This is a genomic window from Halomonas kalidii, assembly GCF_030010475.1.
Taxonomy (GTDB): domain Bacteria; phylum Pseudomonadota; class Gammaproteobacteria; order Pseudomonadales; family Halomonadaceae; genus Halomonas; species Halomonas heilongjiangensis.
The window spans coordinates 14,852-32,507 of the sequence record NZ_JASCQN010000013.1; the positions used below are offsets into that span (position 1 = coordinate 14,852).

Annotated in this window: 14 protein-coding genes; 6 read left to right on the forward strand and 8 right to left on the reverse strand. The window is 68.3% G+C overall.

What is annotated here, in order from left to right; translation table 11 throughout:
• Positions 1-8: 8 nt before the first annotated feature.
• From QLQ85_RS02415 to QLQ85_RS02425, 3 genes are all read right to left on the reverse strand, one after another.
• A complete protein-coding gene (locus QLQ85_RS02415) occupies positions 9-1,253 on the reverse strand; it encodes an alpha/beta fold hydrolase (protein WP_282737528.1) in 1,245 nt (414 codons plus the stop codon).
• A 152-nt stretch (positions 1,254-1,405) separates the two neighbouring features.
• Complete coding sequence (locus QLQ85_RS02420) at positions 1,406-1,666, reverse strand: hypothetical protein (RefSeq protein WP_282737529.1); 261 nt, start codon at positions 1,664-1,666, stop codon at positions 1,406-1,408.
• Positions 1,663-2,367 carry a VOC family protein gene (locus QLQ85_RS02425; protein ID WP_282737530.1) on the reverse strand — a complete coding sequence of 235 codons (705 nt, stop codon included), beginning with the start codon at positions 2,365-2,367 and terminating at the stop codon, positions 1,663-1,665. The genes QLQ85_RS02420 and QLQ85_RS02425 overlap by 4 nt, the downstream gene beginning before the upstream one ends.
• A 112-nt stretch (positions 2,368-2,479) precedes the next feature.
• Between QLQ85_RS02425 and QLQ85_RS02430 the strand changes: the two genes are divergently transcribed.
• From QLQ85_RS02430 to QLQ85_RS02440, 3 genes are all read left to right on the forward strand, one after another.
• The gene (locus tag QLQ85_RS02430; RefSeq protein WP_282737531.1) at positions 2,480-3,217 is read left to right on the forward strand and encodes a TetR/AcrR family transcriptional regulator; all 738 of its coding nucleotides are present in this window, start codon (positions 2,480-2,482) and stop codon (positions 3,215-3,217) included.
• Between the two features lie 129 nt (positions 3,218-3,346).
• Complete coding sequence (locus QLQ85_RS02435; protein WP_282737532.1) at positions 3,347-4,171, forward strand: hypothetical protein; 825 nt, start codon at positions 3,347-3,349, stop codon at positions 4,169-4,171.
• Positions 4,172-4,186: 15 nt separating this feature from the next.
• On the forward strand, positions 4,187-5,440 hold the full coding sequence (locus QLQ85_RS02440; protein WP_282737533.1) for a hypothetical protein: 1,254 nt from the start codon (positions 4,187-4,189) through the stop codon (positions 5,438-5,440).
• A gap of 12 nt (positions 5,441-5,452) precedes the next feature.
• Here QLQ85_RS02440 and QLQ85_RS02445 read toward each other — a convergent pair whose 3' ends face one another.
• Genes QLQ85_RS02445 through QLQ85_RS02465 form a run of 5 tightly spaced genes read right to left on the reverse strand, consistent with a single transcriptional unit; the run spans position 5,453 to position 11,703 of the window.
• Positions 5,453-6,868: a patatin-like phospholipase family protein gene (locus QLQ85_RS02445; protein WP_282737534.1), complete on the reverse strand. Its 1,416-nt coding sequence runs from the start codon at positions 6,866-6,868 to the stop codon at positions 5,453-5,455.
• A complete protein-coding gene (locus tag QLQ85_RS02450; protein WP_282737535.1) occupies positions 6,865-7,095 on the reverse strand; it encodes a hypothetical protein in 231 nt (76 codons plus the stop codon). Before QLQ85_RS02450 ends, QLQ85_RS02445 begins: the two co-directional genes overlap by 4 nt.
• A 43-nt stretch (positions 7,096-7,138) precedes the next feature.
• On the reverse strand, positions 7,139-7,588 hold the full coding sequence (locus tag QLQ85_RS02455; RefSeq protein WP_282721245.1) for a hypothetical protein: 450 nt from the start codon (positions 7,586-7,588) through the stop codon (positions 7,139-7,141).
• Between the two features lie 19 nt (positions 7,589-7,607).
• Positions 7,608-8,708, reverse strand: coding sequence for a catalase family protein (locus QLQ85_RS02460; RefSeq protein WP_282737536.1), 1,101 nt, complete (start codon positions 8,706-8,708; stop codon positions 7,608-7,610).
• Entirely contained in the window at positions 8,692-11,703 is a 3,012-nt protein-coding gene (locus QLQ85_RS02465; RefSeq protein WP_282737537.1) for a peroxidase family protein, read from the reverse strand. Before QLQ85_RS02465 ends, QLQ85_RS02460 begins: the two co-directional genes overlap by 17 nt.
• A 221-nt stretch (positions 11,704-11,924) precedes the next feature.
• On the opposite strand from QLQ85_RS02465, the gene QLQ85_RS02470 reads away from it, so the two are divergent.
• From QLQ85_RS02470 to QLQ85_RS02480, 3 genes are all read left to right on the forward strand, one after another.
• Positions 11,925-13,196, forward strand: coding sequence for a hypothetical protein (locus QLQ85_RS02470; RefSeq protein WP_282737538.1), 1,272 nt, complete (start codon positions 11,925-11,927; stop codon positions 13,194-13,196).
• 4 nt (positions 13,197-13,200) lie between these two features.
• Positions 13,201-15,837: a hypothetical protein gene (locus QLQ85_RS02475; protein ID WP_282737539.1), complete on the forward strand. Its 2,637-nt coding sequence runs from the start codon at positions 13,201-13,203 to the stop codon at positions 15,835-15,837.
• 407 nt (positions 15,838-16,244) lie between these two features.
• The coding region (locus QLQ85_RS02480; RefSeq protein ID WP_282737540.1) for an IS1182 family transposase at positions 16,245-17,656 on the forward strand (1,412 nt) is incomplete at its 3' end.

Consider the following 17,656-nt stretch of genomic DNA (forward strand, 5'->3'; position numbering starts at 1 on the left):
GGTGCGACTCAGGTGACGAGCCGGTCATTCAGCCAGCCGCGGATCGCCTCGCCGGCGATGGTCTGGCCACTGGGCTCGCCGGACGCGAGGGGCTGGCCGTGGTGGGTGCCGCGGATCGACACCTGGTCCTTGTCCGGGGTGCCGAGGGCGTCGAAGACCGCGGCGATCTCCTCGGGAAAGACACAGGCATCCGCGGTGTAGCGCACGACGAAGGTCGGCTGGTCGATCACCGGTGCGCAGCGCAGCACGCCAGCCTTCGAGGAGAGCCCCGACCAGGTCGAAAGCCAGCTTTCCGGCGTGCAGACCTTGCCGAAGCCGACCCCGTTCATGTTGGTCTTGAACGGGTCGCGTCCCCAGAGCGATCCGAGGGTGCGGTCGGTTGGGTCGAGGGAAAGATCCCAGTTGCGCAGATCGGCATCCGTGCGTGGCACCTCGAAGATGTGCTGCCAGCCCGCTATCAACCGCTCCCGGTCGGAGGCCTCGCCGGCCTTCACCCGCCGGCGTGCCTCCATGCGCCTGCTGACCAGCTCCCGTGCGATCCCATCGATCCGGGCGACACGGGCTCGCTGGGCCGCCCGATAGCGATCGATGAACTCGGGGGAATAGTTCGCCCCATCGCGGGAGAAGCCGTTCCCGGTGGCAAAGGGGAAGAGGGTGGGATCCAGGGAGAGCGGATCACGTTCATCGGTGACGGAGGGATCCAACGAGTTCATGAGCAGCAGGCCCTGGCCGGGGTGCGGTGCCACCAGCACCAGCAGATCGGGCCTTGCCATCGAGGCCTCGGCGAGCTTCACCGGTCGCCCGGCAGGCGTGCGTGTCTCACGCTGTGCCGGGGGCAGGTTGGCTTGCTCGGTGTAGTAGGCGTAGAGCCCGCCGCCGCCCGAGTTGCCGACGAGCACGAGCTGATCAAAGCCACGCTCCTTCAGGAAGGTCGTCCCGGCATCCACGTCCAGCAGTGCCAGCTCGTGCTCGAGCCGCAGGTCGTTGCCCGGGTTGCGGGAGCCCTGGACCCATACCGCGGCGCCGGCTTCGAGCAGCTCCGGAACGAGGTAGTGGGTAGCCAGGATCTCTCGCGGATGCATCAGGCAGCAGACGGCCTTCTCATCGCCGCGCCGATAGAGATAGCCGGTGACGTTGGCGCCGTCGACGGTCGTGAGGGTGTGGACCGAGGCGATCATGTCGGCCGGCAGCCGCGCCGGGTCCCACTGCGCGCCCCGGAGCCCGGCCAGTGGCTTGAAGTCTACCGATGGCATCGTGGCCTCCTTGTTCTTGTCCTTTTCGAGAGTAGCGTCATATTGATACCCAATCAATAAATAGCCAGAAATGACCCCGTTACCGGGGAGTGTCTCTGGAGGGCTTCTCATGCCCCAGGAGCTGTTAACAATTACTAGCGCGGCCGGACGGGTTAGAGCGGCCGGCTGGTCCCTACGATGCGCACTTCGTCGCGCCCCCAGTGGGCGATCTCGCCGTTGAGGCCGCCGGTGAAGATGCCGTACCAGACGGCGGGCTTCATCTTCATCGCCCTGCGGTTGAAGGTCAGTTCGTCCGGTGCGGAGATCGTCCAGTAGCCCTTCACGGGACCGGTGATGGTCACGGCCGGCAGGCCGCGCAGGGTCTCGACCATCGGCCGGAACTCCGGGACATCGATGACATGTACCTCGATCATTGGGCGTCCTCCTTGTAGGCGTCGACCAGTTTCGCCTTGCGGTGCCAGACGGCATCGATGTCCTCCATCAGCCGGCCCGCGGCGCGCGCCTCGGACTCCACTTCCATCGCGGCCTGCATGGTCAGGCGGGCGTCCACCTCGTCGATCGACTCGGTGTCGCGGAGGCGGCGGGTGATTTCCACCGGATAGCCGTTCGGGTCGGTGAAATAGATCGACTCCAGGATCTCGTGCCGGGTGTAGGGCGAGACCTGGATACCGCGCTTCTCCAGCGTCTCCTTCCACGTGATCAGCTCTTCCTCGCTGTCCACGGCCCAGGCGGTGTGGGTGGCGAAGTAGAAATGGTGCTCCTCGGGGGCGTACTTCTCGGGGCGCTCGCTGCCGATGTAGTAGAAGAAGGCGATGGTGGCGCCTTTCCCCGCATCGAAGAAGAAGTGCAGGAAGTCGTGGTGACCCGGAGGGCCCCAGCCGCGCGCCGTGATCGCATGCACCAGCGGCAGGCCGAGCACATCGCGGTAGAACTCCACCGTCTCGTTCAGTTTCCAGGTCGGGCGAGCGGTGTGGTCGACGCCGTGCAGGGTCAGCTGGATACCATCCTCCGCGGCATGCTTCACGTCGGTGAGATCGCCCGTACCGACGCCCATTGCCTCGTTGAAGCTCTTCGCCGAGGAGGCATCGTCGCGCGTTCCAAGCTTCTCGGTCATTGCAGTCGCTCCTTTCGAATCTTCGCTGTCAGAGGGATGCTGCTCAGTTATTGAGGCTATATCAATAAAAAGACGCTTGCAAGCTGATTTGATAGTGTGGCAATTTTAAAGCATGGAACAGACAGAGAAAAAGAAGCGGCGCGGCCGCGGGCGGCCGCGGCTGGACGGTGGCAACGGGGAGGGAGTCGTCAGCCGAGAGGCGGTGATCGAGCTGGCCTACGAGCTGGCGCGGAGCGAGCCCCTCGAGGACGTCTCCTTCGTCAGGCTTGCCAAGATGCTGGGGGTGGTTCCCGGTGCCCTGCACTACCACATCGGCACCAAGGACGACCTGACCTCCGCGATCCTCAACCGCTTCTACAAGCAGCTTCTGGCACGGCTGAGAGAGATCCCCGAGGCCTTGCCCTGGCGGGATCGCCTACGTCGGTTCGCCTGCATCCTGATGGCGTGCGAGCGCGATCATCGGGGGGCGGCTGAGTATATCCAGACGAAGGCCAAGTTCCGGGTATTCCAGAAGGTCCGCGCGGGGGAGACCGACTACGGGGCGGCCTACCTGGATCACGCCTTCGGCATGTTCCGGGAAGCGGGCTTCGACGCCGAGCAGAGCGCGATGTTCTACCATGTGCTCGCCCTCCATTGCCTGGCCGCCGCCAACTCCCACGTGGCGCATCTGGAGCCGGCGGAGCATGAGCGCTTCCTGCTGAAGCAGGCGGGCGCCTTCCCCGCAGGAACAATGCCCGGCCTCGATTTCGCCCTCAAGGCCTTTTCCGGCATCCGGGCGGACGACGCCTTCGAGTTCGGACTGGAGGCGCTGCTGGATCGCTTCGCCGCCGCCCGCCGGCAGGAGGAATGAGGAATGCATATCCTCGAGGGTCCCTCCTCTCGGGGTAGGCTATGCTGACCCATGAAGCGCTGATCCATCAAGCCCCGGGGCTCCGGGCTTGCGGTGTGTCGAACGTGGGGCCCGCTTCGGGAGGTCCCCATGGCGATCACCCTGAACGCTGGCCTGCGCCGCGAGTATGAGCAGCTGTTCGAGAACTGCCGCATTCGCCCCGAGCGCATGGCCGAGGTCGAGCGCACCATCGACAAGCTGGTCCAGCACCGTTCCCGCTACGACACCGTGACGGCGCGCCGGGGCGTGCCCTGGAGCTTCGTCGCCCTGGTCCACAACATGGAGTCCGGCGGCAATTTCTCCTGTCACCTGCACAACGGCGACCCGCTCACCGCCCGCACCGTCCAGGTGCCCGCCGGGCGGCCGAAGCAGGGCTCGCCGCCCTTCACCTGGGAGGAGAGCGCCATCGACGCCATGGCGCTCAAGCAGTTGGGCGAGCGCACCGACTGGAGCCTGGCGGGCACGCTCTTCCAGCTCGAGCGCTACAACGGCTGGGGCTATCGGCGCCACCACCCGGAGGTACTGTCGCCCTACCTGTGGAGCTTCTCCGAGCATTACACGCGGGGCAAGTACGTGGCCGATGGCCGCTGGTCCGATACGGCGGTCTCCAGGCAGTGCGGCGCGGCGGTGGTGCTGCGGCGCCTGGCCGAGAAGGGGCTGGTGGATTTCACCGACCAGCCCCGCGTCACCCTCTATGCCGCCACGGATGCCGAGCCCGCCGAACGCGAACCGCTGGTGTCGCGCCACGCCACCCGCCGCACGGCCGATGCCGAGCGGGCCGAGAACCTGCAGCGCTGGCTGAACACCTTCCCCGGTATCTTCCTGAAGGTCGACGGCATCCCCGGCGACAACACCTCCGCAGCCTACCGCGCCGCGACCGGTCACTACCTGCCGGGCGATCCGCGGGGCGAGTAGAGGAGATCGGTGCACTTGAACGTCAAGGCCTGGCTGGCCGCCATACTGACCCTGGGACTGGTCGGCCTGCCGGACGCCGACCTCTTCGGGGCAGGAGAGCTGGCGTGGAAACTGGTAGCGATGAGCCTGGTACTGGCCATCGCGGCCATCCTGCTGGCGTCACCCGAACGACGCCAGTGGCCATCTCGCGGTGAGGTGATCTATGTGGCGCTGCTGGGCGGGGTCTGCAGTGGCCTGTTCTGGTTCCGAGCCTGGCTGGTGCCGCCCACGGGGTTTCTGGCGGAGCTCCAACTGCAACTACCGGCCGTCGTCGGCTGGGCCTGGCCGGGCCTCCTGCTGGCAAGCCTCTACCGGCGCCCCGGTGAGGGCTGGCGGCCGGGCAGCCGGCGTCGTCAGCTCGGCTTGACCGGGGTGGCCCTGGTGGCTGGCCTGGTGGGGTTCGTCGCCTATCTGGCGGCCTGGTCGCTATGGGGGGAAACCCTACGGCCGGAACGCTCGGCGTCGCCCCTCCATCCCGGGGCCATCCTGGCTCGGCCCACCGCCACACCGCAGGCCCTCGCCCTGCTGGGCGGCCCGAGGGAGCTGCGACTGGCCCCGCATGGCGTCGTCTTCGTACAGGCCGACGACAGGAGCCTGCGCCCACGAGCCCTGACCATCGAGGGGCGCTACCCGGCCGGTTTGGTGCGGGATATCGGCCATGCGGCCTACGGGACGCGGGCGACCTCGAGTCGTCCGGCGGTGGTCAGGGTGGTCGAGGAGGAGGACGGAGGCTGGACCTTGCAGCCGGGCGTGCCAGGGCACGCGGTGATCCGCGTGATTCACCGGGACACCCGGGCCTATGCGGGCGTGTGGACGATCCCGACCTCACGCAGCCCCATGCCGGTGGAGGAGGTGACGGCGGCCTTCGCGGTGGAGCCGGGGGAGATCGAGGATGACCCCGACGGACCCTTCGACGGCTTCTATCGCCAGCGGCTCATGCTGCACAACCGCTCGGGTGAACCCCAGGTGGGGCCGCTTTATGTGCTGTTCGAGCCCAGGGGAAGCGGCGAGTGGCGAGTGCTGGGCGAGGGGCGGACTCTTGGGCTGGAACCGTTGCATACACTCTACATAACCCTCAGGCCACCCGATGCCGCTCCCTTCGCACCACCCGCCACCGACGTGATTCGGCCCGGTGCCCGGATCGAGCTGAGCGTGCGGTTTCTCAACCTCGCCCAGCGCCCCGAGGTGGACTACGGCGTGCGCATCCTGCGGGCCTTTCAGGGGCCCTGACCCCCGGGCGGGTCAGGACCCACCGTGCACGCAGGCCATCTCGTCATAACGCCCGGTGACCAACGACTGAAAGCAGGGCGAGCGCTCCAGCAGGACGCCGCCGATCCGGCGAAGGTCATCGACCTCCCCGGCGGGCAGGCGAAAGGTGGTGGGCAGGCTCAGGAAGCGCTCCCGCTGCGCCTCGTCCTGGAGCTGGTCGAAGCCGACGTAGATGCGGTACAGCTCGACCCGGTGCAGCGCCTCGTCGGGTGGGGCGGTCTCCCGGGAGACCTGCTGGGCGTCGGCCCGGGTGCGCAGGGTCTGGCGCAGCAGCTCGACCGTATCGAAGGAGTAGTTGGCCATGGGCGTCGTCGCGATGTTGCTTACCACCGCGCGCAGCCCTGGCGCCCGGGGCGAGGTGTCGAAGTCCGGCACCTGCTGGGTCTTGGCGTCGACGACGATGACCACCAGCTTGTCGATCTGCTCCAGGTTGATCTTGCGCAGCACGCTCCAGGGCACGTCGGTGGAGCGGATGGCGGTGAGCGGGTAACGCAGGCCGATGTTGTCGGCGACGCCGCCGTCCAGGAGATGCACGTAGCGCCGCTCGGGCGCCTGATAGTCGCGCAGGCTGCGGGCCCGGTAGTAGCGTCGCGGATTCGAATCGAGATCCCGCAATCCGCTCGAGACCCAGGCCGGCTCCCGGTAGTCGCACCGGCCGGGATAGCTGTTCAGGGTCAGGGGCGTGAACGCCACCGGGAAGTTGGAGGAGGCCGCCACGGCGCGGGAGAGGGTCACGCCGTTCAGGTCGGCGCACAGGGGATCGAACTGGGCCTGGATGAAGGTGAAGGTGGCGCCCTTGGCCATGTCGGTGGCGTTGACCAACAGGAAGGGCTTGCGGCCACGCGCGGCCAGGTCGCCGAAGTCGGCGTCGTCGAACAGCAGGTCCTGGTAGACCTCGTCGGCGATGTCGATGCGGCCGAAGGTCGGCGAGAGCAATCGCGCCCAGTTGTAGGGGTTGAACAGCTGGCCTTTCAGCCTGGCCTCGACATCCTTGTAGAGGAAGTTCGCCTGGAAGCGGCCACCGGGTTCGAAGATGTCATCTCCCTGTAGGGCGTAATAGGCCGACGTGAAGCTGCCCCCGGACACCGAGGAGATGACGTCGACCTCCTTCAGCAGGTTGCGGCGCTCGCCACCGATCTCGACCCAGGAATCCCGCAATGCTTCCAGCACGCCGTAGGAGAGCGCCGCGGCGCGGGTGCCGCCGCCGGAGAAGGTCAGGATCACGAACAGGTCCTCGTCCTGGCTGGCGTCCGCCAGGTTGGCGTAGCGGTAGCCCGTCGCGGCATCGACATGTTCCAGCGGTCGGGTCTCCGGGAAGGAGGCACAGCCGGCGAGCGGCACCAGCGGCAGGGTCGCCGCCAGCGTCCATGCCCGGGTGACGTGTCTCATGTGTCGGCGTCCTTGCGGGTGAATTCGAGGATCAGGGGGGCGTCCGGGCGCGTGCCCGTGACCAGCAGGTCGAACTGCTCGGGCTGGAAGTTCGGGTGGGTGGGACTGAGCGTCACCACGTGATGGCCCGTCTCGACCTGGCACACCTTGTTGGTCCAGCCCGTCGCCACGCCGTCGATCCACACGTGGCGCCGGGTGGGAAATATGACCTTGAGATACTGGTCCATGGCGTCCCTCCCTGCCGGGGCAGATGATGTCCGGTAGTTGCTCCTAGGTCTTGTACTCCAGGGCAAAGTCCAGGATGCGGGTCCTGCCCAGCCACACCTTGCCCAGGTAGACCCCCGGCTCGACCTCGCGGATCTCGTCGCGCACGGCCCGGAAGAAGAAGGAGGTGCTCGAGTAGTCGATGACGATGGTCTCCCGGTCGTCCATCCAGCTCGGCGCCCGATAGACCTTGGCGACCACGAAGGAGAGGCTCAGCGGGGTGACCTTGTTGACCAGCACCCCGGCCGAGCCGTCCTCGGCGAACATGTCGAACACCTTGCCCTGCCAGGCGAACAGGCGGGCGAAGTGGGCGTAGGCCCGGGCGAGGGGGCTGCCGGTGACGATGGGCGTGCCGCGGGTGTCGCCGTTGGGGATCGCGCCCGGCTCGGCCCGCCGGTAGAGCTCGTCGAGCTGCTCCCGGGGCATGTCCAGCCATTGCTGCACGGTGGTGCTCATCGCGGGTCTCCTCTGTCCGTCAGGGCGTCTCGTCGACCGAGAGCGTCGCGTTGTGGGTGGTGCGCAGCTCGCCGGCGGCCTGGTAGAGGTCGCGCCGCATGCGGTTGATGCCGCCCAGGGGGCGGTGGGCCGGGTGGGTGTTCCAGGGGTTGAAGACCAGCGACTCGCAGCGTGCCAGGGCGTCCGGGGCGTCGATCTCCTGGGGCGGCAGTCTGAGCCGCGCCACCGGTCGGAAGGGCGAGGCGTCCTCGTCCCAGGCCACCGAGGCGTCCTCGATGGGCATCTCTTCCGGGTCGGTCTGGAACTGCACCATGAAGGTCAGGCAGGCCTCGCCCCCGGCCAGTTGCGCGGCCATGGCGTGGCGCAGGTAGTCGGGGTCGTCGCCGTCCGCGCCATCGCCGTTCGCCGCCTCCCCGTCACAGGGGCGCACGGCATACTTCACCGCCGAGGTCTCGTCGTCGCCGTAGCGATAGGGGGTGGTGCTGTAGTAGCCGATGGCGAGGGGGCTGTCGGGCCGGCTGCGGGCGCGCAGCGCGATCCACAGCGACTTCGGCTGCGGCGCCAGGGGGTTGAGGAAGTACCACCACAGGCGGTCGTCGGCCACCGCCGAGACGAAGCGCTGGAAGTCCTCGGGGGTGCCGGCGAACAGCGCCGGGTGGCTGTTGAACAGGAAGTCCTGGCGGCCGCGCGTACCGTCGACGCCCTCGGCACCCTCCACGCCGGCGAGGCGCACCGACAGGCCGCGCAGGTCCTTCACGCGGTCGTCCTGCTGGGTGGCATTGGCGAAGCGCAGCAGGGCCGCGTACTCGCCGGGTTCGGCGAACAGCCCCCGGGCCAGCTCGCCCGTGTGGGGCGGGACCTCGAAGGTGGCGCGGGCGCAGGCCACCGTCTTGGGCTGGTTGAAGCGCGGGATGGCCTCGCCCGCCGCCTCGTGGCGCCGGCCGATCTCGAGGATCCGCGCCGTCATGGCCCGCTCGAGGGCCGCCTCGTCGGGGGCGATGCGCTCCTCGCCCAGGGCGAGCTCGGGGTCGTCGCTGCAGCCGGCGACCAGCCCCAGCCCCAGCCAAAGGACCAGGGCCAGGGCCAGCGTGCCGGCGGCGCGCTCAGCGGGCGAAGGCATCGTCGTTCTCGGCCCCCGGGCGGGGCGTCCACTCCAGCGAATAGTAGTCGCCGCGCGCCCGCGCCCAGGGGTCGAAGACATTGACCACCGGGTCGAGCTCACCGGCGAGTTCCGGCACCGTGCGCTGCAGCACCCGCTTCAGCGGCGAGACCGGCTGGCGGTGGCCGTTGCTGGTGGCCGTCTCCATCACCACGCCGTCGGGGCCGTTGTGCATCACCCAGTCGTGGCCCAGCCGGGTGTAGAACTCGGGGCGGAAGCTCGAGGTGAAGAAGCGGTCGCTGAACAGGCGGCGCGAGGCGTTGAGGATGAACACCACGAACTGGGTCTCGGAGATGGCGAAGCCGTGGGGGCGCACCGGCTCGGCGAGCCAGCCGACCACGGCGTCGACGTCCTCGATGTTGTCCACCAGGGTGCCGTCGGGGTGGCCCAGGCAGTCGTCGGGGTAGTGGCCCTCGGCGTCGCGCTGGGCGTGGGAGATGACCTTGCCGGCGTCGCAGACGTGCTGGCCGTAGACCTCGCGCATCCTTTCCACCAGCGCCTCCTGGCGGCGGCGTTCGGCGGAGTCTTCCGGCAGGGTGGTGTCGATGAAGTCGTCGAAGCCGGTCAGCTGCTTGAGGCCGTACTGGCGGCGGAACTCGTTGAAGCGTGGCACGCCGCGTTCGCGGTCGCGAATGATGTCCAGCGCGGCGATGTCCAGCTTGCCGCTGTCGGTGCCCAGGTGCGGCAAGTCCAGGTTCTGCAGGAACTGGCCGTGGTTGCCCAGGGTCAGCAGGCCCAGGCGCTGGCGGCCCATGCTCAGCGCCCAGTCGGCGAGGCCCTCGTCGTGCAGCAGGTCGCTGGCGCCGGCACGGAACCCCTCCAGCGCCGGCACCTTCTTCCGTACCCGGTCCGGTTCGTCGAGGTCGCGCACCTCCAGCAGGTCGGGCACCAGCGGGTGGAGGCGATAGACGGTGATGAACTCCTCGGGGAAGTTGAACGGCGAGCCGAAGTGGTTGATGCCGCCGTTGACGTGGTCCGGGTTCTCCAGCGACCAGATGTCCTGGCGCCCACCCCGCAGCTTCGCGAACAGCGAGCCATCCGCGTAGCGCTCGCTGCCCAGGCCGAAGATCCCGGGGCCGGCCGCCAGCACCGAGTACCAGGCGTTGGCGTGGCGATCGTCGTCGGAGGCGCGCAGCCGGTCGAGCACCCGCGACAGGGCGCTCTCGACGAGGGCGTGCTCGTGGAAGAGGCCGCTCCAGTTGGAGTTCATGCCACGGTAGAGCGGCTCGTCGTAGAGCAGCTGGGGGGTCCACTCGATGGTGTGGATCTTGGCGATCATCGCCGCGACCACCAGGCGCGCGGCCTCGAAGAGCTCGTCGTCGGTGACGTCCCGGTAGCGGATCACCCGCGCCGGCTCGGCCGGGTCGCGCAGCCCCGAGTCGGCGTCCGGGGTGGCGGCGGCCTGCTCGCGGAAGCCCTCGACGAAGGCGTTGTGCTCGCGGGCGAAGACGTTGTGGTAGAAGGCCATGCCGACGGTCCAGTTGTCGGGGAAGGCGGCGGCCTCCTGGCCGGCCCAGGCGGGGTGGATGCGCTCGCACGCCGCGTCGTCGGGCGCGACGTCGCAGCCGGGGCCGAAGCGCGGCAGGTAGCCCGGGCCGTTGCCGTCGCCCGCCACCAGCTGCAGGCGGGCGGGGTCCTCGGGGTCGCGCTTGACGCGGCTGGCGCTGATCTCGTCGTAGCCGTAGATCTGCGAGGCGTCCCACCAGGCGGTGACGTTGTTGTTGAAGGTGCGGTGGGCGCGTGTCAGGTATTGCTCGCCCTGGTGCTCGAAGGCCTCGGGAGCGTCGCTCTGGGCGACCAGGCTGGGCTGGAAGGCGTCATCGGGGCGGCAGCCGAGGGCGGCGGCCTCGGCGTCGGGCAGGTCGCAGCCCGCCGACTGCAGGCCCGTGCGATCGTTCTCGCCCTCGCTCAGGTGCGAGAACCAGTCGTGGGTCATGAACTGGATCCAGAAGGCCGCCAGCACGTTGAAGAAGGGCGCCTGGTGGTAGTCGCAGTGCGCCTCGGGCGAGTGGCCGGGCAGACCGCGGCCCTGGTTGCACAGCTCGGGCCGCGACTGCTCGCGGGTGAACAGCTCCCGGCTGATGCGCTGGGGGTCCGGGGTCATCGGGCCGAGCCGGTCGCCGTGGCGGGCCCGGGTCAGGTCGGTGTGGCCCGCGTCGGGGAAGGTCTCGTCGAACTCGACGTTGCGGGCGAACAGGGTGCCGGTCGAGCCCATCAGGGGGTTGCGCAGGTCGTTGCAGATGCCGGTCAGGGTGCGGTGGCGGATCAGCTCGCCCCGGCACAGCTGCTCGGCGTCGCCGCCCACGGCCCGGTACTCGGGGTGCTCCGGCGGCAGGCGCATGGCATCCCAGCGGGTCAGGGTGGTGCCCGGGGCGCCGTCGCGGCCCTGCACATAGTCGCGGTAGGTGGCGTTGTCGAAGAGGTTGAACTTGATCAGCTCGACCCGCTGGTACTCCAGGTCCATCAGGGCGCCGTCGATGCCGCGGTCGTTGGGGTTGAGGTGCACCCGCTCGCTGAGCCCGCCGACCAAAGGGCGCAGCCAGCCGTCGTCGTAGTTGGCGTTGCGCGAGGCGCCGGCGCCGGTGGCCCAGTAGTGCTGCCAGTCGACCCAGGGGGTGTCGCGGCCCAGGGCCTCCACGGCACGCTTGCCGCCCCGGCACAGGGCGGTGTCCTCCTGCACCTTGCCGAGGAAGCGGTCGGCCCGGTCGTCGGGCACCTCGCGCAGGCCGCCGGCCACCAGGCGCTTGCAGGCGCGCAGCGATGACCAGGTGGCCAGCCAGGAGGGCTTGTCGGCCTCGGGGTGGGGCGCGATCGCCTCGTCGGCGGCGAGCCCGGCGCCGGGGGCCGCCAGCAGTGCCAGCAGGGCCATGGCGGCGAGGCCGTGCCGGCGGTGGCGGAGAGGCGAGGGGCGAGAACGGAGCCCCACGGTGGGGGAGCCCGGAAGCGATGGTGACATGCCGCAATCCTCCCTGGGGAAGCGCACCGGGGAGCGGGGCTCCGGGGGCGATTCCTTCTCGATCGGCGATGAGACGCAGGAAGTATAGTCAACGGTTTTCTTACGCTGCCATGTTCAAGTCTGACTAGACTGCGGGAAGAAAGGGTTATGCCGGCATCGGAAGAGCGGGGGACCGGGCAGCAAGCGCGGGCAGTTTTCGAACAAGGTCTAAGGATGGAGCGATGATCACCCAACTAGCCCTCAACCTGGTCATGACCGTGCGCCCCGGGCACGAGGCTCCGCTACGGGCCCTGCTCGACCGCCTTCACGAAGACCCCGACGGCAACGCCGTCTTGCCCTTCGCCCGGCTCGAGGGGGTGCATTTCGCGCGGCTGGTGCTGCTCCCCGAGGCCCACCGTCGCGGCGGGCGCCGCTACCCACCCCAACTGGTGCTGACCACCAATGTCGACGGCGACCTCGATGCTCACCTGGACGAACTCGTCGCGGTCGGCGGGGAGGGGCTGCGCGAGCTGCTTTCCCACTGCCGTGACTTTCCCGACGACGCCTCCGAGGCGCAGGTTCGCGCCTATCTCGCCGACCACCGCCAGCGGGTGGGGGCCTTCTACGTCAATACGCTGGGCCGCAGCCTGGCCCAGGTCAGCCTGGAGGCCCGCCTGCACGAGGCCCTGCAGCGCCACCTGGACGCGAGCGACTGGCAGGACAGCACCCCCGCGACGGTGCGCCGGGCGTTGATCCGCTTCGTCGGCGAGCGTGACGACCTGCGCGAAGCGCTGACCCCGGCCCCCGGCCCCGACCGCTGGCGCTGGCTCGGGGGCTGGCTGCTGCTGGGCGCCATCGCCCTGGCCGGGCTGGTGGTGGCCGTGTTGCTGCTGCCGCTGACCCTGCTGGCGCTGCTGCTGCTGCGCCTGCACGAGATGGCCAACGCCCCCCACAACCGCCGCCCGCGGGATGCCCATATCCGCCGGCTCGAGGCCGACGAGGATCGCGGCGTGCACAACCAGCTCTCCGCCGTGGGCCATATCCAGGCGGGGCCCTTCCGGCGCCTGGTGCTGCACCTGGCGCTGTGGCTGCTGCAGCTCGCCGCCTCGCGGGTCTTCTACCGCGGCAAGCTCGCCGAGATCGACACCATCCACTTCGCCCGCTGGGTGATCATCGACGAGGGCCGGCGGGTGTACTTCTTCAGCAACTTCGACGGCAGCCCCGAGAGCTACCAGGACGACTTCATCGAGCGCGTCGCCTTCGGCCTCAACCTGGTGTTCAGCAACGGCGAGGGCTGGCCGCGCACCCGCTGGTTGCTGTTCGGCGGCGCCTCCGACGAGCAGGCCTTCAAGGCCTACTACCGCGACCACCAGGTGCCCACCGCGGTGTGGTACCGGGCGCCGGCGCTGGCCGGGCTGACGGCGGTCAACCTGGCCAACAACGCGGCCATCCGCGCCGGGCTCTCCGGCTCCATGAGCGAGGCGCAGTGCCGCGCCTGGTTGCAGAGGTTCTAGGCCCATGGCACGCAACGACAGCGAGCTGGAACTCGACGATATCCAGGGCATCGTGCTCAGCGGCTACGGCGAGCTGCCCCAGGCCGGCTTCCTGATGCTGGCCTTCGGCGAGCCGGGGCGCGCCCGCGACTGGGTGGGCGAGGTGGCGGCGGGCATCGAGAGCGCCGCGGCGGGCCGCCCCGGGGGCGGCCACCGCCTGCACCTGGCCTTCACCTGGGCCGGCCTCGAGCACCTGGAGCTCTCGTGGCAGGCGCTCAAGGGCTTCTCCCGGGAGTTCCGCGAGGGCATCGCCGGTTCCCCCCGGCGCCGCCGTATCCTCGGCGACGAGGGCGACAGCGCCCCCGAGCGCTGGCAGTGGGGCGGGCCGGCGGGGGCGACGATCCATGCCGTGCTGCTGGGCTACGCCGCCACCCCCGAGGCACTCGACGGCCTGCTGGCCGACCAGCGCCAGGCCCTGGCCGCGGCCGGCATCGAGGTGGTCGCGGCGCTGGAGAGCCAGCCGCTGGCCGATGGTCGCGAGCATTTCGGCTTCCGCGACGGCATCTCCCAGCCCAAGCTGGCCGGGGTCAGCACGAGCGACGACCCGCGGCAGTTGGTCGCCCCGGGGGAGTTCATCCTCGGCTACCCCAACGCCCGCGACCAGCTCACCATGGGCCCACTCATCGATCCCATCGAGGACCCCGACAACCTGCTGCCGGAGGTGGCCGAGGACAGCGACCTGCACGACCTGGGGCGCAACGGCAGCTACCTGGTGTTCCGCCAGCTCGGCCAGGACGTCCATCGCTTCTGGTCCTGGCTCTATGCCGCCACGCCCGACCGCGAGACGCGGCTGGCGCTGGCGGCCAGGATGGTCGGCCGCTGGCCCGACGGCGAGCCGCTGGTCAAGGCGCCCCAGCGCCCGGCGGGCGAGGGCACCGACAACGACTTCGGCTACCACCACGAGGACGCCGACGGGCTCAAGTGCCCCCTGGGCGCGCATATCCGGCGCACCAACCCCCGCGACATGCTGCCGCCCAAGCCCGGCACCGACGACTCCCTGGCGATCAACCGTCGCCACCGCCTGCTGCGGCGCGGGCGCGCCTACGGGCCGCCGCTGGCGGAGAGCCTGGCCCCGGACGACCTGCTCGCCGCCGACGACGACGGCATCGAGCGCGGCCTGCACTTCCTGTGCCTGAATGCCGATATCAGCCGCCAGTTCGAGTTCGTCCAGCAGACCTGGATCGACAACCCCAACTTCGCCGGCCTGCACGCCGACACCGACCCGCTGGTCGGCGCCCGGGGTGAGGGCCGGGCCACCTTCACCGTGCAGGGCGAGCCGGTGCGCCGCCGCCATCACGACCTGCCACGCTTCGTGCGGGTGCATGGCGGCGCCTACTTCTTCGTGCCGGGCCTGCGCGCGCTGCGCTACCTGGCCTCGCCGCCGCGGCGGCTGACCTCCGAGATCAGCGCCCCGGCCGCGCCGGCCATCCTGCTGCCGGATACCTGGTGGCTGCGCACCGGGCGCGCGCTCAACCGCGCCCTGGAGACCGGCGTCTCGCTGTCGCGGCGCGCCACCCGGCTGCGCAACGGCGTCGACCGGCTGCTCCAGCAACCGGCCACCGACGCGCTGCAGGGGTGGATCCTGCGGCGCCGGCGCCAGCATGCCATCGACGCCGACCTGGCCATCGCCGAGGAGCGCCGCCTGGCCGGCGAGGAGGAGGTCACCCGGCGCATCACCGAGCAGATGAGCGACTTCCTGCTGCGCACCTACCGCCAGGGCACCGCCGAGCGCGCCGGCAACACCAAGACCTACGGCCTGCTCGCCGCCGAGTTCGAGGTGCTGGAGCTGCCCGACGAGCTGCGCTGCGGCCTGTTCGCCGACCCGCGCCGCTTTGAGGCCTGGGTGCGCTTCGGCGGCCCGGGGCCGCGGGTGACCCCGGATATCCGCAACAACGGCGTGCTCAGCCTCGGCGTCAAGGTGCTCGGCGTGCCGGGCGAGACGCTGCTCGACGACGAGGCCCACACCCAGGACTTCTCGGGCATCAGCGCGCCGACCTTCACCACCCCCGACGTCTACGAGAACGCCAAGCTGCAGCGGCTGATCGGCGCCGGCCTGCCGATCTGGTACTTCCTCAACCCCTTCGACTCCCACTACCTCGACATGCTGCTCCAGGCGCTCTACGCCAAGGCCCACGGCAGCCCCTTCGAGGCGAACTACTGGAGCTGCGTGCCCTACCTGTTCGGCAAGGGCAGGGCGATCAAGTACCGCTTCGTGCCCCTGCTCGAGCGCCGCTCATCGGTGCCGCTGCCGGCCCCGGACGACTACCTGCGCCGTGCCATGGTGCGCACCCTGGGCGAGGTCGACGAGGTGGTGTTCGAGCTGCGCCTCCAGTTCCAGGAAGACCCGGTGACCATGCCCATCGAGGACGCCTCGGTGATCTGGACCTCGCCGGAAGTGCCCGTGGCCCGGCTGCGCATCCCCCGCCAGGCATTCGACACCCCGGAGCGCGACCGCCTGGCCCGCGAGCTGACCATCAACCCCTGGCATGCCCTGCCCGAGCACCGCCCCCTGGGCAACCAGAACCGCGCCCGCAAGCAGATCTACTACGAGACCTCGCGGGTGCGCCAGCGCATCAACGGCGAGCAGCACTTCAAGCCCTGAGCGGCGCTCAGCCGAAGGTGCCAACACCCTACGACTTTTTTCTCAGGCTTCGACTACGCAAGCCGAAGCTTTCTTTAGTAAGCTGAGTGTAAGTGAATGTTTCCAATCGGATTCTAATGTTATCCCGATGGAGGCATTCCGGCGGCCTGCAACCGCCAGGGAGGGGCCCAATGAGCGGTACCTTCCAGCGGTAGCGTGCCTGGTCGAAAATTGTGCACCGCGATTGGCAGGGCAACGGCTTTCGTGGGAGCGCAGCTCTGCTGCGCGATGGCGGAAGCGCCCCACGTTTGATAGAGACAATAATGATTGCGGCGGAGGTCGGCTCAGTCGAAGGGCAGAAGTCGACCGAGGCTGTGTGAAAACGCACCGGCCGCTATACTTTGCCAAGGTTCGCTGAGGAAATGGCGATGAAGCGATTCGTGGTAGGAGAAGCCCGAGATCAAAGCACGTTGTTCCCCGCGCTTTTGGACGACTTCATCGCAGACGATAACCCGGTCCGTGCTATTGAGGCGTTCGTGGAGGGCCTCGATCTCAGAGGGCTTGGTTTCAAGGGCGTCGATCCGCATGCGACAGGAAGGCCCGCCTATCATCCCGCTGTACTCCTGAAGCTCTATATCTACGGCTACCTCAATCGTATCCAGTCGAGTCGTCGCCTGGAGCGCGAGACGCAGCGTAATGTCGAGCTGATGTGGCTGACGGAGCGCCTGACACCGGATTTCAAGACGATCGCAGACTTCCGAAAGGATAACGGCGAGGCCATCCGCCGTGTCTGTCGAGAGTTCATCGTGCTTTGCCGGCGGCTGGACCTGTTCTCACAAGCCATCGTGGCCATCGATGGCAGCAAGTTCAAAGCCGTCAACAACCGCAACCGAAATTTCACTGCGACCAAGATGAAACGTCGCCTTGAGCAGATCGAAGAAAGTTTCAACCGGTACCTTGGTCAGCTTGATGCAGCCGACCGAGATGAGCCTGCTCTGGCCGAGGCCAAAACAGCGCACCTGAAGGAAAAAATCACGAAGCTCCGGGAAGAGACTGCACGATTACAAGCAGTTGAGGAGGAGAGGTTGAAGTCTCCCGATCAGCAAGTATCTTTGACGGATCCAGATGCCAGAGCGATGGCCACCAGTGGCAGAGGTACCGGAAATGTGGGTTACAACGTACAGACTGCGGTGGATAGCCAGCACCATTTGATTGTGGCCCATGAGGTGACCAACGTCGGGCATGACCGGGGGCAGCTCTCTAATATGGCCAAGCAAGCGCGGGAGGCCACTGGCATCAAGGAGCTGAAGGTCGTGGCTGACAGAGGCTACTTCAAGGGCGAGGAGATTCTGGCCTGTCACAAGGAAGGGATCACTACCTATCTCCCCAAGCCGCTGACATCGCCAAGCCAGGCAAAGGGCTTTTTCCCAAGAGACGCATTTCGGTATCTCCCTGAGAGCAATGAATATTCCTGCCCCGCTGGACAGCGGCTGACATGGCGGTATGAAACGTTAGATAAAGGGATGAAGCTGCATGCTTACTGGAGTTCGGCATGTGCAACCTGTGCCATGAAAGAAAAATGCACGACTGGCAAGCAACGACGGATCAAGCGCTGGGAGCATGAAGATGTGCTTGAAGCCGCACAGTCACGCCTCGATTGGAATCCAGAGATGATGCGCCTAAGGCGACAAACGGTGGAGCATCCCTTTGGCACGCTGAAGGCTTGGATGGGGGCGACACACTTCGCGACAAAGCGGCGCAGAAATGTGAGCACGGAAATGAGTCTTCATGTGTTGGCGTACAACCTGAAGCGTGTCATAAAGATCTTGGGAGTCAATGG

Excerpts from the sequence above, each read along its gene's own strand:
- QLQ85_RS02415 (WP_282737528.1), bottom strand. The coding sequence starts at position 1,253 with ATGCCATCGGTAGACTTCAAGCCACTGGCCGGGCTCCGGGGCGCGCAG.
- QLQ85_RS02420 (WP_282737529.1), bottom strand. The coding sequence starts at position 1,666 with ATGATCGAGGTACATGTCATCGATGTCCCGGAGTTCCGGCCGATGGTC.
- QLQ85_RS02425 (WP_282737530.1), bottom strand. The coding sequence starts at position 2,367 with ATGACCGAGAAGCTTGGAACGCGCGACGATGCCTCCTCGGCGAAGAGC.
- QLQ85_RS02430 (WP_282737531.1), top strand. The coding sequence starts at position 2,480 with ATGGAACAGACAGAGAAAAAGAAGCGGCGCGGCCGCGGGCGGCCGCGG.
- QLQ85_RS02435 (WP_282737532.1), top strand. The coding sequence starts at position 3,347 with ATGGCGATCACCCTGAACGCTGGCCTGCGCCGCGAGTATGAGCAGCTG.
- QLQ85_RS02445 (WP_282737534.1), bottom strand. The coding sequence starts at position 6,868 with ATGAGACACGTCACCCGGGCATGGACGCTGGCGGCGACCCTGCCGCTG.
- QLQ85_RS02450 (WP_282737535.1), bottom strand. The coding sequence starts at position 7,095 with ATGGACCAGTATCTCAAGGTCATATTTCCCACCCGGCGCCACGTGTGG.
- QLQ85_RS02455 (WP_282721245.1), bottom strand. The coding sequence starts at position 7,588 with ATGAGCACCACCGTGCAGCAATGGCTGGACATGCCCCGGGAGCAGCTC.
- QLQ85_RS02460 (WP_282737536.1), bottom strand. The coding sequence starts at position 8,708 with ATGCCTTCGCCCGCTGAGCGCGCCGCCGGCACGCTGGCCCTGGCCCTG.
- QLQ85_RS02465 (WP_282737537.1), bottom strand. The coding sequence starts at position 11,703 with ATGTCACCATCGCTTCCGGGCTCCCCCACCGTGGGGCTCCGTTCTCGC.
- QLQ85_RS02470 (WP_282737538.1), top strand. The coding sequence starts at position 11,925 with ATGATCACCCAACTAGCCCTCAACCTGGTCATGACCGTGCGCCCCGGG.
- QLQ85_RS02475 (WP_282737539.1), top strand. The coding sequence starts at position 13,201 with ATGGCACGCAACGACAGCGAGCTGGAACTCGACGATATCCAGGGCATC.